The 13,727-nt window shown below is 71.7% G+C and carries 15 protein-coding genes and 1 pseudogene; 7 read left to right on the top strand and 9 right to left on the bottom strand.

The annotated features are described in order from the left end of the window. The first annotated feature begins 249 nt into the window (after positions 1 to 249). Positions 250 to 762: a snapalysin family zinc-dependent metalloprotease gene (locus ACFWGZ_RS07255; protein ID WP_382450588.1), complete on the top strand. Its 513-nt coding sequence runs from the start codon at positions 250 to 252 to the stop codon at positions 760 to 762. 64 nt (positions 763 to 826) lie between these two features. On the opposite strand, the gene ACFWGZ_RS07250 is transcribed toward ACFWGZ_RS07255, so the two are convergent. The 5 genes and pseudogenes from ACFWGZ_RS07250 to ACFWGZ_RS07230 form a co-directional block, all read right to left on the bottom strand. Next, positions 827 to 1,282 (bottom strand): diguanylate cyclase domain-containing protein, encoded by a 456-nt coding sequence (locus tag ACFWGZ_RS07250; RefSeq protein ID WP_382450587.1) that lies wholly within the window; start codon positions 1,280 to 1,282, stop codon positions 827 to 829. 189 nt (positions 1,283 to 1,471) lie between these two features. Further along, positions 1,472 to 1,676: pseudogene (locus ACFWGZ_RS07245) on the bottom strand (SAM-dependent methyltransferase); the annotation flags it as partial. A gap of 154 nt (positions 1,677 to 1,830) precedes the next feature. Further along, positions 1,831 to 2,274 carry a hypothetical protein gene (locus tag ACFWGZ_RS07240; RefSeq protein WP_382450586.1) on the bottom strand — a complete coding sequence of 148 codons (444 nt, stop codon included), beginning with the start codon at positions 2,272 to 2,274 and terminating at the stop codon, positions 1,831 to 1,833. Further along, the gene (locus tag ACFWGZ_RS07235; RefSeq protein ID WP_382450585.1) at positions 2,252 to 2,869 is read right to left on the bottom strand and encodes an RNA polymerase sigma factor; all 618 of its coding nucleotides are present in this window, start codon (positions 2,867 to 2,869) and stop codon (positions 2,252 to 2,254) included. Before ACFWGZ_RS07235 ends, ACFWGZ_RS07240 begins: the two co-directional genes overlap by 23 nt. A gap of 54 nt (positions 2,870 to 2,923) precedes the next feature. Next, positions 2,924 to 3,808: a S8 family serine peptidase gene (locus ACFWGZ_RS07230; protein ID WP_382450584.1), complete on the bottom strand. Its 885-nt coding sequence runs from the start codon at positions 3,806 to 3,808 to the stop codon at positions 2,924 to 2,926. On the opposite strand from ACFWGZ_RS07230, the gene ACFWGZ_RS07225 reads away from it, so the two are divergent. The 3 genes from ACFWGZ_RS07225 to ACFWGZ_RS07215 are packed head-to-tail and all read left to right on the top strand — an operon-like array spanning position 3,779 to position 8,340. Next, on the top strand, positions 3,779 to 4,201 hold the full coding sequence (locus ACFWGZ_RS07225; RefSeq protein WP_382450583.1) for a hypothetical protein: 423 nt from the start codon (positions 3,779 to 3,781) through the stop codon (positions 4,199 to 4,201). The genes ACFWGZ_RS07230 and ACFWGZ_RS07225 overlap by 30 nt on opposite strands. After that, positions 4,198 to 6,783, top strand: a complete 2,586-nt coding sequence (locus tag ACFWGZ_RS07220) for a CHAT domain-containing protein (RefSeq protein ID WP_382450582.1) — start codon at positions 4,198 to 4,200, stop codon at positions 6,781 to 6,783. The genes ACFWGZ_RS07225 and ACFWGZ_RS07220 overlap by 4 nt, the downstream gene beginning before the upstream one ends. A 39-nt stretch (positions 6,784 to 6,822) precedes the next feature. Continuing rightward, on the top strand, positions 6,823 to 8,340 hold the full coding sequence (locus ACFWGZ_RS07215; protein WP_382450581.1) for an FAD-binding oxidoreductase: 1,518 nt from the start codon (positions 6,823 to 6,825) through the stop codon (positions 8,338 to 8,340). Here ACFWGZ_RS07215 and ACFWGZ_RS07210 read toward each other — a convergent pair. Further along, a complete protein-coding gene (locus ACFWGZ_RS07210) occupies positions 8,303 to 8,575 on the bottom strand; it encodes a YggT family protein (RefSeq protein WP_382450580.1) in 273 nt (90 codons plus the stop codon). The two genes, ACFWGZ_RS07215 and ACFWGZ_RS07210, sit on opposite strands and share 38 nt — an antisense overlap. Before the next feature lie 84 nt (positions 8,576 to 8,659). Between ACFWGZ_RS07210 and ACFWGZ_RS07205 the strand changes: the two genes are divergently transcribed. The 3 genes from ACFWGZ_RS07205 (at position 8,660) to ACFWGZ_RS07195 (ending at position 11,947) form a co-directional block, all read left to right on the top strand. Next, positions 8,660 to 8,989 carry a TfoX/Sxy family protein gene (locus ACFWGZ_RS07205; RefSeq protein ID WP_382450579.1) on the top strand — a complete coding sequence of 110 codons (330 nt, stop codon included), beginning with the start codon at positions 8,660 to 8,662 and terminating at the stop codon, positions 8,987 to 8,989. A 177-nt stretch (positions 8,990 to 9,166) separates the two neighbouring features. Beyond that, complete coding sequence (locus tag ACFWGZ_RS07200; protein ID WP_382450578.1) at positions 9,167 to 11,491, top strand: immune inhibitor A domain-containing protein; 2,325 nt, start codon at positions 9,167 to 9,169, stop codon at positions 11,489 to 11,491. Positions 11,492 to 11,500: 9 nt separating this feature from the next. Further along, on the top strand, positions 11,501 to 11,947 hold the full coding sequence (locus ACFWGZ_RS07195; RefSeq protein ID WP_382450577.1) for a nucleoside deaminase: 447 nt from the start codon (positions 11,501 to 11,503) through the stop codon (positions 11,945 to 11,947). A gap of 60 nt (positions 11,948 to 12,007) precedes the next feature. Here the strand turns inward: ACFWGZ_RS07195 and ACFWGZ_RS07190 are convergent, their stop codons facing one another. Genes ACFWGZ_RS07190 through ACFWGZ_RS07180 form a run of 3 tightly spaced genes read right to left on the bottom strand, consistent with a single transcriptional unit; the run spans position 12,008 to position 13,702 of the window. Further along, a complete protein-coding gene (locus ACFWGZ_RS07190; protein WP_382450576.1) occupies positions 12,008 to 12,370 on the bottom strand; it encodes an STAS domain-containing protein in 363 nt (120 codons plus the stop codon). A gap of 19 nt (positions 12,371 to 12,389) precedes the next feature. Then, positions 12,390 to 13,160 carry an iron-containing redox enzyme family protein gene (locus tag ACFWGZ_RS07185; protein WP_382450575.1) on the bottom strand — a complete coding sequence of 257 codons (771 nt, stop codon included), beginning with the start codon at positions 13,158 to 13,160 and terminating at the stop codon, positions 12,390 to 12,392. Continuing rightward, positions 13,160 to 13,702: a hypothetical protein gene (locus tag ACFWGZ_RS07180; protein ID WP_382450574.1), complete on the bottom strand. Its 543-nt coding sequence runs from the start codon at positions 13,700 to 13,702 to the stop codon at positions 13,160 to 13,162. The genes ACFWGZ_RS07185 and ACFWGZ_RS07180 overlap by 1 nt, the downstream gene beginning before the upstream one ends. Between the last annotated feature and the right edge of the window lie 25 nt (positions 13,703 to 13,727).

Raw genomic sequence — 13,727 nt, 5'->3', positions numbered from 1 at the left:
CTCCGGACCATCAGGTCCGGAGGGCGTCGACTTTTATGACCACCTCCCGCGGACGGCCGGCGGGCGCGCGAACACCGTTGGTAGGGGGCGTTTGCGCTCCCCACGGGCCTGGCCCGCCGCCGTGGCGCGGCGCTCACCTACGAACGCACTGGACCGTGCCAGCGCGGCTTCACACTTGACTCTTCTTGTGCCCCAACGCCTCCGCGCTACAGTCGGGGAGCTATCACCCTGCATTGCGAGGAGATCCCTGTGTTCCTGCGCAAAACCATCGCTGTGCTGTCCAGCGCCGCCGCCCTGTCACTCGGCATCGTCGGCACCGCACAGGCGGCCACCACCCTGACCTACAACTCGACGGGCGCCGCGGCCTACGCGGCCGAGATCGACGCCGGTGCCCAGGTGTGGAACACCAACGTGCAGAACGTGCGGCTGGTGAAGACCACGGGCCGCGCGAACATCACCATCGTGTCCGACCCCGGCTGGCCGCGGGCGCAACCGACGACGCTCGGCAACGGCAAGATCTGGATCGGCAAGCAGGCCGTCGACCAGGGCTACAACAAGGTCCGGATCGCGGCCCACGAGATCGGGCACATCCTGGGTCTGCCGGACGTGAAGCCCGGTCCGTGCTCCAGCCTGATGTCCGGGTCGACCGGCGGTGTCTCGTGCACCAACGTCAACCCGAACGCCTCGGAGAAGTCGCGGGTCGAGCGGAACTTCGCCGGCACCGCGAAGGCCGACCTGTCCACCGCGGTGGACGCGGCCTAGTCCGCTCCTGAGCGGTCGTGGCCGACCCTGACGGCCGCGACCGCTCAGCGGGCCGCCACGAGGTTCACGCCGAGCGTCCGGTCGCCGGGGCCGCCGATGATGTGCAGGCCCGCCGACAGCAGCAGAGGCACCACGAGAGCCATTCCGCGGCGTGCCAGCCTCGCCGGCGCTGGGGCGCCAGCAGGACACCCCGCAGCGGACCGCGGTCCACAGTGGACAGGTTGGCGAACCCGTGCAGCAGCACCCGCAGCCGCCGGGCGACCTCGGCCAGCACGGCGTCGCCCGCCGCGTACCCGAGCCCGCCGTCGACGATCGTGAGGCTGCCGACGTCGAGGTGGGCCAGCGTGTGCGGGTCACCGGTCGCGAGCGCCGACTCGAGCTCTTCGGTGAACGAGGCGCGGTTCGGCAGCCCGTCCGAGCCGTGCAGGACGGACAGCACCACGTTAGCCCACACCGTGTCGCCGTTGTCGCGCGTGAGCTCCCACTGGCGATGGTCGCTGTCCACTGAGGACTCGGTCATGCGCGCAGGCCTCCGCCAGCATCTCGGCGTAGAGGTTGGCCTTCGACGGGGCGGCGCCCACGCCCCCGGGCGTCTCCGGCCGCCACTGCGGCGTGAACACGACGCCGGGCTCCACGACCTCCCTGCCCGCCGCCATGGCCGCGGGCAACACCGTCACGTCGGGCTCGTCCGCCGGCACAGCTCGGCGTGCGCCACCTCGTGCACGTTGCCGACGGTGGGATTCCCGAACCGAGGTCGAGGAACTGGCGAATGCCGAGACCGGCCAGTTCCCGGACCACCCGGCGCAGATGAGCGCGGTTGCGGCGGGCCATGTCCCGCACCGGCAGCACTGTGACCAATGCTTCGGCGGTCGGCCGAGAAGTTGTGCCCGCCGCCCAGCAGGTAGTCGTTAGATCCGGGCGGAACTCGGGACGTTGACGCTTTCCGGAACCCAGCTGACTCGACCGACCACAGCGGCACACCTCTCGCGACGCGCATTCCCGAGCGTGCCCACCCCGTGGCGGAGGCTGTAGGCAGAACGAGGGAATGGTGGCGTCACCAATGGTGAGTCAGAGGATGAACCAATCGGTGCACCCGTGCGCGAACCGGAACTTCACCGGACCGTGCGGCGCGGGACCCATCACGAACGTCCCCAGTTCGTCGACCGCCGACGTCTCGTGGTCGCCGTTCGGCGTCACCAGCGTGACGGACCCGGCGGCCGGCAGCAGCTGACCGGTCACGCCCGCCGCCGACACCTCGACCTGCAGCATCACGTCCCCGGCGTCGAACACGAGCTGCCGCGCCGTGGCCGTGGACCGCGCACGGGCGAACAGCGTGTCGTCCAGCACCGAGTCGTACGACGTGATCAGCAGCAGCTCCTCGTCGACGGTGCGCCAGGTGAACGCGGCCTTGGCGGCCTCGACGAACTCCGGTGGAACGTCCTCGGAGGGAGTGCTCACCGCGTCGCGCAAGGCGTCGAGCAGTACTTCGTCACTGTCCCAGTCGTGCCGCACCCAGCACACCTCCTCTCTTGGCGGGCGATCCCAGGAACGTCGAGACCGCGGCGGTCTTGCGGAGCTTCTCCAGGCAGCGGATGCGCGTCGGCCCGATGCTGCCGACCGGCATCGCGAGCTCTTCGCTCACGACCTGGTAGCTCGGCGGCGGATCGGTCATCAGCTTCGTCAGCAACCGCTTGCACTGCTCCGTGAGCTCGGCGAACCCGTCCCGCAGCGCCTGCCGGCGCTCCACCGCCAGCAGCTCCGCCTCCACGTCCGCGTCCACCGGCTCCGGTTCCAACGCGTCCGAAGAGGTCAACGGGTCGTAGAGGTGCGTGCGCTGCTGCACGCGCAGCACGCGCAGGCACTCGTTGCGGGTGGTCGTCGCGATCCAGCCGGGCAGCGCCTCCGGCTCGCGCAGCCGTCCGATCTGCTCCACGAGCCGAAGCCACAGCGTCTGGTTCACGTCGGCCGCATCCGCGGGCCGCAGCCGGTGCTTGTAGATCACCGACACCACCAGGGGCGTGTAACGGTCCACGATCTCGTTCCACGCCGACTGGTCGCCCTCGGCCGCCGCGCTCACGAGCGCGGCGATCGGGGATGCAGAGGTCACGTCGACTCCTTGCGGTCACACCTGGCGGAGGCGGAGGTGGCCCGCCAGATACAACTATTTGACGAAAACACCGTAGCCGGGATGGAAGTCCGGGCCACTCAGGAGTTTGTCACGGGCCTGAGCTGCGGTGATGCCGTCCGAGACCATCGTGGCCGCGATCCGTCCGGTGACGAGCGGCGCCGCGAACGACGTGCCGTACCAGTAGGCCCACAGCGCGAACGGGGTGGCGGACTCGCCAGGCAGCTTCCACTCGCCCTTGAGGTAGGTCGAGGCGCGGTTGCCGACCGCGCACGCGTCGACCCAGTGGCCCCAGTTCGAGTAGGAGGCGGGGACGACCGAGCCGTCCGGCTTCTGCTCCGCGGCGGCGACGGCGGTGACGTCGTCGAGCGCGGCGGGCCAGCTCGGCCGCTGCGTGCCCTGGTTGCCCGCCGACGCGACCACCACGACTTCGTCCGGCAGCGCGGCGATCGTGCGCCGCAGCGGTTCGGAGGCCACGTCGTCCTCGGTGAAGCAGCCGAGGGACAGGTTGAGCACGCTGATCTTCTTGCGGCCCAGCTCGGTGATCTTGCGGCAGATCCTCTCCTCGTCGCCGAAGCCGTTGTGGTCGAGGCCGACCTCCGGGTCGAACGTGACGCCGGGCGCCGCGTTCTGGATCACGCCCGCGACGAACGTGCCGTGCCCGCCCTGCAGCGCGAAGACGTCACCGCTGCTGTAGGCGGGGTCGACGTCGTCGCCCTCCTCGGCGTAGCGGCCGCCGAACCAGTCGGAGTGCTCGCTGGAGGCACCGGCGGAGATGCCGGTGTCGATGACGCCGACGCGGACCTCCTTCAGGCGCGCGTCGTACTTCGGCGCGTCCAGCGGGTCGCTCGGGTAGGGCCGGTCGCCGGGGTTGCCCATGATGAGGCCGCCGTGGCCGACGACCACGTGGTGCGGCTGCACGAGCGGCACGCGCTGGTTCGGCCAGGTGCGCTGGTCGCGCAACAACCGGACGATCCGCGGAATGTCCTCCGCGTTGTTCGGCAACGTCAAACGGGCCATTCCGGCGAATGGTTCGCCGGGCCGGGAGACGATGTCGTTTTCCCGGAGCTTTTCGACGACCCGTTGTTGATCCTCGGACCCGACGAGCAGCTGGCCGGGTCGATAAAGGAATTCACGCCCGCGTTCGGCGTGGAAGCTGATGGTCTTGTCCTCGGCGATGAGCTGCAGGAAAGCTCTTTGGTAAAGCTCCGCGCTTTCTGGCGTTTTCGACACCACGGCCTCACTAAAGCAGCGTTGACGGGCACCCCGACCGAGCTTGATCAAGCTACCACAGCCGATAAAGTGATGCCGTGACCGATTTTTCCGCGGAGGACGCGCTGGAGGCCAGGCAGCGCAACCCGCGCGCGGCCGTCGAGATGGCCCGTGCGGTCCTGCGCGCGACGGAAGATCGTGCGGAATGGTCGATCGCCGAGCGCGCGATCGGTCTCGCGCTGCGCGAGATGCACGACTTCCCCGGTGCGGCGCGGCACCTGCGCCGCTCGATCAGGATCGCGGTCGACGCCGCGCTGCCCCGGCTGTCCGCGCTGGCGCGGATGAGCCTGGCGTGGGTGCTCGTCTACACCGGCAAGCACAAGCAGGCGTTGAAGGCGCTCGACGACGCGATGCCGGAACTCACCGGCGCCGACGCGGTGGCCGCGTTGATGCAGCGCGGCGTCGTCTTCCACTACCTGACGCGGCACGACGACGCCCAGCGCGACTACACCGCCGCCATCGCCGGTGCCCGGCGTGTCGGTGACAAGCTCGTGGAGGCACGGGCGTTGAACAACCGCGGCCTCGCGAGCGCGTACGTGGGCAACACGCGGGAGGCGTCGGCGGACTTCGCCCTGGCGGCCGCGCTGCTGGGGGAGCTGGGGCAGGAGCTCGGCGTCGCCGACGTGCACTGGAACGCCGGCATCATGGCGACCCGCGGCGGTGACGTGCCCGCCGCCCTGACGCTCTTCGACAAGGCGGAGGAGGTGTACCGCCGCCTCGACGTGATGCGCCCGGTGCTGCTGGTGAACCGCCTGGAGCTGCTCGTCTCCGTGCCGCTGCTGGACGAGGCGCGCGCCGCCGCCGACCGGGCGATCGTCGAGCTCAAGGCGCTGAAGAACCCGCTGGGCGTGTCGGAGGCGCTGTACTTCCGCGCGCGGATCGCCCTGCTGGACGACGACCCGGACGCGGCGAACGGCTTCGCCGCCGAGGCCCGCCGCCGGTTCCGCCGCGAGCAGCGGCTGCTGTGGGCGGCGGGCGCGCGGTACCTGGAGCTGCACGCCGCCGTGCTGCGCGGGGACCGGTCGCGGCCGCTGCGGCTCGCGTTGTCGAAGGTGGCCGCGGAGCTCGACGCGATGGACTGGCGGCTGCCCGCCCTGGAGGCGCGGATCGACGCCGGTCTGGTCGCCGCCGACCTCGGGCACCGCGCCCGTGCCGTGGCGGAGCTGTCGCTCGCCGCGTCCGCCCGGCTGCGCGGTCCCGCCGGGTTGCGCGTGCGCGGCTGGTACGCGGAGGCGTTGCGGCGCAAGCTTTCCGGTGACGTCCGCGGCACGTCGTCCGCGCTGCGGCGGGGGATCGGGCTGCTGGACGAGTACCGGGTGTCGCTGGGCGCCGCCGAGCTGCGGGCGTCGGCCGGGGTGCAGGGCCAGGCGCTGGCACTGGAGGGACTGCGGCTGGCCGTCGCCTCGGGCAACGCGGCGCGGGTGCTGTCGTGGACCGAGAGCTGGCGGGCCGGCGCGTTGCGGATGAAGTCCGTGTCGCCGCCGGACGACCCCCGGCTGGAGGACGCGCTGGCGTCGTTGCGCGCGGTGTCCGCCGACGTCGAGTCCGCCGTGCTGGCCGGGAAACCCGCCGGGGCGCTGCGGGTCCAGCTGGTGCGCGCGGAGCAGCGCGTGCGCGACCTGACCCGGCAGGTGTCGGGCGAGGTGTCGGTCTTCAAGCCGCCCGCGGTGCCGGCGCTGGGCGCCGCGCTGGGGTCGTCGGCCCTGATCGAGTTCGTGGAGTACGACGGCGCGCTGATGGCCGTGGTGCTGGCCGGCGGCCGTGCGTCGCTGCACCCGCTGGGCCCGGTGGAGGGCGTGGTCCGCGAGATCCGGTTGCTGCGCTTCGCCCTGCACCGGCTCGTGACCCTGCCGCCCCAGCTGCCGAACCTCGCCGTGGCCCGGTCGTCCGCCACGCACGCGGCGGCGCTGCTGGCCCGGCGCCTGCTCGACCCGCTGGCGGCGCGGATCGACGGCCGCCCGCTGGTCGTGGTGCCGGCCGGTGCGCTCAACGGCCTGCCGTGGGGAGTGTTCAACCGCCAGGTGACGGTGGCGCCGTCGGCCTCGGTGTGGCTGCGCGCGTGCTCGGTGGCCGACGCGTCCGGGGAGGCGGTGCTGGCGGCCGGTCCGCGGATGGCCGCGGCGCCCGCCGAGATCAAGGCCGTCAGCGCGCACGTGCCGGGCAGGGTCCTCGTCGACGCGGAGGCGACGGTGAGCGCCGTGGCGTCCGCGATGGACGGTGCGGCGCTGGCCCACATCGCCGCGCACGGCTCGTTCCGCGTCGACAACCCGCTGTTCTCGGCCCTGGAACTGGCCGACGGCCCGCTGACGGTCTACGACATCGAACGCCTGCGCCGCCCGCCGACGCGGGTGGTGCTGTCGGCCTGCGACACCGGGCAGTCCGCGGTCCGGCCGGGCGACGAGCTGATGGGGTTCACCGCCGCGCTGCTGGGCCTGGGCACCCGGACGTTGATCGCGCCCGTCGTGCCGGTGCCGACCGACGGGACGGCGCCGGTGATGGTGCAGCTGCACCGGGAGCTCGCGGCGGGGAAGGCCCCGGCCGAGGCGCTGGCGTCGGTGCAGCGGTCGGCCGACGACGCCGCCTACGCCGCCGCGGTCGGGTTCGTGTGCTTCGGGGCCGGTTAGCTCTCACGGAACGATCTCGTCTCGAATAGGTTGCTCGCCATGACAACGAGGTCGTGGTGGGGCTGGGGCACCGTCGAGGACGCCGTCACCCCGGAGGAACGCCGTGCGCTGGTCGACCGGGTCCGCGCCGTGCTGCCGGACGCGGACCTGACGTTGCACGAACCGCCGGACCCGTCGTCGCTCGACCTCCCGGCGTCCCGGGTCGTGCCGCCGGGTGACCTGTGGTCGGCCGATCCCGTCGACCGCCTCGCGCACGCCCGCGGCCAGGCCTACCGCGACGTCACCCGCAACCTCGCGGGCGACGTCGGCCCGCTGCCCGACGCCGTCGCCCGCCCGCGCACCGAGCAGGACGTGGTCGACGTGCTCGACTGGTGCTCGTCGAACGACGTCGCCGTGATCCCGTTCGGTGGCGGCACCTCTGTCGTCGGCGGGGTCGAGCCGCGCGACCTCGACCGCGTGGTGACGCTGGACCTGACGCGGCTGGACCAGGTGCTCGAGGTGGACCCGACGAGCCGGGCGGCGCGCATCCAGGCCGGCGTGCTCGGCCCGTCGCTCGAGGCGCAGCTGAAGGAGCACTCGCTGACCCTGCGGCACTTCCCGCAGTCGTTCGAGTTCTCGACGCTGGGCGGCTGGCTCGCGACCCGCGCGGGCGGCCACTACGCCACGCTCCACACCCATGTCGACGACCTGACCGAGTCGCTGCGCGTGGTCACCCCCGCGGGCATCTCCGAGTCGCGCCGCCTGCCCGGCTCGGGCGCGGGCCCGTCCCCGGACCGCCTCTTCCTGGGCTCGGAGGGAACCCTGGGCGTGATCACGGAGGCGTGGATGCGCCTGCAGTCACCGCCGGTCCACCGCGCGGGCGCGTCGGTGCGGTTCGCGTCGTGGGACCGGGCCGTCGAGGCGACGCGCCTGATCGCGCAGTCGGGCCTGCACCCGGCGAACTGCCGCCTGCTCGACCCGGCGGAGGCGTTGCTCAACGCGGGCTCGCCGCAGTCGGTGCTGGTGCTGGCCTTCGAGTCGGCCGACCACCCGGTCGACGCGCTGCTGGCCCGCGCCCTGCAACTCTGCGCGGACGGCGAGGTCGTGGAGGGCGCCGCGGCCCGCTGGCGCCGCTCGTTCCTGCGCATGCCCTACCAGCGCGACGCGATGGCGCAGCACGCGATGATCACCGAGACGTTCGAGACGGCCTGCACCTGGGACAGCTTCCCGGCCCTGCGCGAGGTGTGCGGCACCGGCATCGTCACGTGCCGCTTCACCCACGTCTACCCGGACGGCCCCGCGCCGTACTACGGCGTCTGCGCGCCCGGCCGCTGGGGCAGCCTCACCTCGCAGTGGGACGAGATCAAGGCCGCCGTCTCGGAAGCCCTGATCACCGCGGGCGGCACCATCACCCACCACCACGCGGTCGGCCGCGACCACCTGCCCTGGTACGCCCGTCAGCGTCCTGACGTCTTCGCTGCGGCCCTGACCGGGGCCAAGGCCGCGCTGGACCCCCGGAACGTGCTCAACCCGGGCGTCCTCACCACACGATCGACCGCAGGACCAACGCCGCGATGAACACGACCGTGAACGCGAGGTCCAACCCGAACCCGCCGAACCGCACCGGCGGCAACAGCCTGCGCACCGGCGACAACACCGGCTCGGTGACACCGTGCGTGACCCGCTGCACCTTCCACACCCAGGCACCGCGCGCCTGGAAGGTAACGGCCCAGTCCACGATCATCCGGCCGATCATCACGATGATGAACAGCGTCAAGAGCCAACCGAGCACCCAGCCGACTACCCCGAACACGATGGCCTCCTTATGTCCCGTATGTCCATCAAGCCACACGAACCTGAGAGGCGCCTGGCAACTCGCTGAGACATGATTCAGCCCGTGGCGTACGACGAGGGCCTGGCCCACCGCCTGGGCGACGCGCTGACCCCGCTCCCCGGCATCGGCACGAGGAAGATGTTCGGCAGCCTGGTGTTCCTGTGGAACGGGAACATGCTGGCGGGCGTCCTGGGCCCGGACCTGCTGGCACGGGTGGGCCCGGAGGCCCAGTCCGACGCGCTGGCGCAGCCGGGCACCCGCGTCTTCGACTTCACGGGCCGCCCGATGAGGGGCTGGGTGGTGGTGGACGGCGCGGCGGTGTCGGAGGACGAGGCGCTGGCGGACTGGATCGCGCGGTGCCGGGAGTTCGTGGAGGCGCTGCCGCCGAAGTGAGCGGCCGCGACGCGAACGCCACCCGCACTTCGGCTGAGGCGCACGACCACGCCGGAACCCGTACGGCCCAAGGCAAACCGGCCACGCCGGAACCCGGCCCGAGACCAGACTTTCGGACGTGTCGAGCCGCAACCCGGCTCCGTAGCCTCCCCCCGGTATTTCCGAGAGGGGACGACAGTGCGAAGAGTTCTGGCGGGAGCGGCGGCATTGGCGCTCATCACCACCGGCCTGGCCACACCGGCCACCGCGACACCGCCCGCGCAGCCCGAGGAGCAGCAGGCGCGGCAGTCCGACGAGCAGCCGCACGAGCTGGAGGTCAAGCGCCGCGCGCTCCGGCAGCAGGCGCTGGCCGACGTGCTGACCGGTGCCAGGAAGACCGAGAAGCGCGGCAGCAGCACCGTCGCGAAGGTCGGCAGGAAGCAGAGCAGGGACCAGTACGTCGAGCTGAAGCGGGAGAAGACCGACAAGATCTTCGTGGTCCTCGCGGAGTTCGGCGACGAGCGGCACCCCGACTACCCGGACCGCGACACGAGCCCGGGCACGCCGGGGCCGCAGCGGTTCGACGGGCCGGTGCACAACCAGATCCCCGAGCCCGACCGGGCGAAGGACAACACCACGATCTGGCACCCGGACTTCAGCCGCCAGTACTTCCAGGACCTGTACTTCTCCCGCGAGAAGGACGCCAACTCCGTCGCGAACTTCTACGACAGGCAGTCGAGCGGCCGCTACACCGTCGCCGGCACGGTCACGGACTGGGTGAAGGTCAAGTACAACGAGGCGCGCTACGGCCGCAGCAACGGCTACCCGTGCAACGACAACATCTGCACCAACTCGCGTGAGCTGATCAAGGACGCCGTCACGCAGTGGGTCGCGGACCAGCAGGCCGCCGGCAGGACCACCGCGCAGATCAAGGCCTCACTGGCCGAGTACGACCAGTGGGACCGCTACGACCACGACGCCGACGGCGACTTCAACGAGCCCGACGGCTACGTCGACCACTTCCAGATCGTGCACGCCGGCGGCGACCAGGCCGACGGGGACCCGGTGCAGGGCGAGGACGCGCTGTGGAGCCACCGCGGCTACGCGTTCAAGAACTACTCGACCGGTCCCGGCACCAACAAGCTCGGCGGCGCGCAGATCGGTGACACCGGCATCTGGGTCGGCGACTACACCGTGCAGCCCGAGAACGGCGGCGTCAGCGTCTTCGCGCACGAGTTCGGGCACGACCTCGGCCTGCCCGACCACTACGACACCAACGGCGGCACGAACGGCGTCAACTGGTGGTCGATCATGGCGCAGAACCGGGTGAACGCGCCGGGCGAGGCTCCCGGCGAGCGCGCCAACGAGTTCTCCGCGTGGGACAAGCTGCAGCTCGGCTGGCTCGACTACGAGATCGGCGTCGCCGGTCAGGAGAAGGTCTTCGAGCTCGGCCCGCACGAGTACAACTCGGCCAAGGCCCAGGGGCTCGTCGTGGTGCTGCCCGACGTCTCCAAGTCGTTCGACTACGGCGCTCCGTTCGCGGGGACGAAGATGTGGTGGAGCGAGAAGGGCAACGACCTCGACAACTCCATGACCGCGCCGCTCGACCTGCGCGGCAGGACGTCGGCGTCGCTCACGATGAAGGCCCGCTACGACATCGAGGCCGACTACGACTACCTGTACGTCGAGGCGGCCAACTCCGACGGCAGCTGGACGCAGCTCGACGGCGTCGCGAACGGGCAGCCGTTCCAGCGCGACTCGGCCGACGCGCCGGCGCTCAGCTCGTCCTCGGGCGGCCAGTGGGTCGACCTGAGCGTCGACCTGGACGCGTACGCGGGCAAGAGCACGAAGCTGCGCCTGGCGTACCGGACCGACGGCGCCTACGTGCCGGACGGCTTCTTCGCCGACCAGATCACCGTGACCGCCGACGGTGTGCCGGTGCTGACGGACGGCGCCGAGACCACCGGTCCGTGGGCCACCCGTGGCTTCCGCGCGACCGCGGGCAAGGAGACGAAGACGTTCGACCAGTTCTACGTCGCGTCGAACCGCACCTACGAGTCGTACGGCAAGTACAACCAGACGGGCCCGTACCGCTACAGCTTCCCGGACAAGCCCGACTTCGTGGAGCACTTCCCGTACCAGGACGGCCTGCTCGTCTCGCTGTGGAACACGAGCTTCCTCGACAACAACACGAGCGAGCACCCCGGCGAGGGCCTGATCCTGCCGATCGACGCCAACCCGGCGCCGCTCTACAACCTGGAGGGCCAGCGCTGGTCGGTGACCGTCAGCGGCTACGACGCGCCGTTCGGGCTGCAGAAGTCGGACTCCTTCACGTTGCGCGTCAACGGCAAGGCGTCCTACGTCCGCGGCGCGGCGGCCCAGCCGACGTTCGACGACACCCGGCAGTTCTGGTTCGCGGAGCAGCCGGGAGCGGGCGTGAAGCTGCCGGCGGCCGGTGTCGGCCTGAAGGTCCTGCGCCAGAGCGGCACGTCGATGACGGTGAAGTTGTTCAAGACGAAGTAACTTTTCCGCATGACTTCTGCTGAGGACATGCTCGCCGTCGCCGTCGAAGAGGCACGGGCGGGGCTCGCCGAGGGCGGGATCCCGATCGGTGCCGCCCTCTTCGACGGCGACGGCGCTCTGCTGGGCCGGGGCCGCAACCGGCGCGTGCAGGACGGCGACGCGTCCATGCACGCGGAGACCTCGGCCTTCCGCAACGCCGGACGGCAGCGCGGCTACCGCGGCACGACGATGGTCACGACGCTGTCGCCGTGCTGGTACTGCAGCGGCCTGGTGCGCCAGTTCGGCATCTCGAACGTGCTGATCGGCGAGGCCACGACGTTCCACGGCGGCCACGACTGGCTGGCGGAGCACGGCGTCGGCATCACCGTGGTCGAGGATCCGGCGCTGGTCGAGCTGATGACGACGTTCATCGCCGAGCGCCCGGAGCTCTGGTACGAGGACATCGGCCAGGACTGACACCGGGTACCGGCCAGGACGGGCGCCGGGCGGACGGCACCGACCTGGCCGGGCGGGTCGCTACCGCGCGTAGCGCTCCGCGGCCTGGTCCACCGAACCCATGATCGTGAACACCGCGTCGAGCCCGGTCGCCTCGATCGGGCGCAGCGCCGCACGGGCCGACGCCACCACCACGAAGTCCACGCCGACGCGGGACGCGCGCTGCTGGCCCAGGACCAGGGCCTCGAGGCCCGCCGAGCCCAGGAAGCGAACGCCGCCGAGGTCGACGACGACCGCGCGGTTCGCCTCCACCAGGTGGCTCTCCAGGGGGCCGGTCAGCTGACTGCTGCTCGTGGTGTCGAGCTCGCCGGACACGCGCAGCACGACGACATCGGGCGTGAGCCGGTCGGCGACGACGGACGCCAGAGCGGAGGGGTCGTGCACGCTCTCTCCCTTCAAGAGGTCAACACCCCACGTTAATACGGCCGTGCGAGGCCGGCCAACGGCCCCTCAGCGAGGTGCGGCCTGCCTGCAGGGACGCGTGGACGTGCTGGGTCAGGCGTGCGTGCAGCTCGTGGCACACGGTGAAGCCGAGGCGGACGTCGTCCGGCGGGCACTGCACGGGCAGCAGCTGCGCGAACGGGTCACCGCCGATGGTGTCCACGGCGGTCAGGAACCCGACGAGGGCCCCGACCAGGCGGCGGTGGAAGCCGAACAGCGACAGCGCGTTCGCGAGCGCCAGCGTCGGGCCGGGCATCTCGTCGACGGCGACGGCCGGGTCGAGGTCGCGCAGCGTCACCGTGAACAGCACCGAATGTGTGCGCTCGGAGGAACGGGTGCCGTAGGCGTCGCCGTGGATGTCGCGCAGCGCCGAGCGCATCTCGCGGCGCGGCTGCCAGAACGCGTGGTGGCGGCGCAGCTCGGCGGTGCCCTCGGGGGACAGCACCGCGGGCGAGGTCGTCTCGGTCATCGAACGCAGGCCGGACTCCCAGCGCGCTTCCATCGCCGCGTGGAACTGGGCCAGGGCCGGGTGGCCCTGCCAGCCGTCGGCCACGTCGTCGAAACCGCGCATCCGCAGCTCGTAGCAGATCCACAGCGACAGCTGCAGGTCGTCGTCCTCCCAGACGTCCCTGGTGCCGCCGCCCACGAGCAGGGCGGGGTGCGGCAGCGGGGGCTCGCGCAGGGCTGCGACCAGAGCGGAGCTCGTGTGGCCGCGGGGAGCGGGCAGGCGCATCAGGTTTCCTCACGCGTTCGGGCGATCAGGTCGTCCACAAGGGACTGGGGGTCCGGGTGGCGTCGCGGGCGGGCGGCAACGCAGCCGTTGTGGCGCAACCGGTCGATCTGCCGCTCCACAGTAGACAGTGTGCCGCGCTCGCGCAGAACCGCCCCGGTGTGGTCCACGGGGACCACCGCCCGGCCGAACGTGCGGGAGAGCTCGCCGGTGTGCGGATCGGCGACGCGGACCGCGGCGATCGGGCGCTCCGCGGACGGGCGCACGTCCCGGCAGGCCATCGCCCGGCCGATCAGCGCCTGCGAGTGGACGAACGCATCAGCGGTGCCGTCGTAATGCTCGGGGGAGTGCCGGTGCGGCGGCGGCCCGCTCACCGGCCGGCGCGACCACACCGTCCGCCGCCGACTCGCGCACCCGGTGTCCTGGCGACGGCACCCGGCGGGGTCGACGACGGAACGCGCCTGCGCCGCGAGCGGCACGGGGCGTCTCGTGCCGGGGTCCACCAGCAGGAACTCCCGCTCGACCCCGACCGTGTAGTCGTTCATCGATTTGGGGGTACCCGGACGCCAA

It is taken from the genome of Lentzea sp. NPDC060358 (genome assembly GCF_042725365.1).
Taxonomy (GTDB): domain Bacteria; phylum Actinomycetota; class Actinomycetes; order Mycobacteriales; family Pseudonocardiaceae; genus Lentzea.
This window is presented reverse-complemented; position numbering and strand designations above follow the sequence as displayed.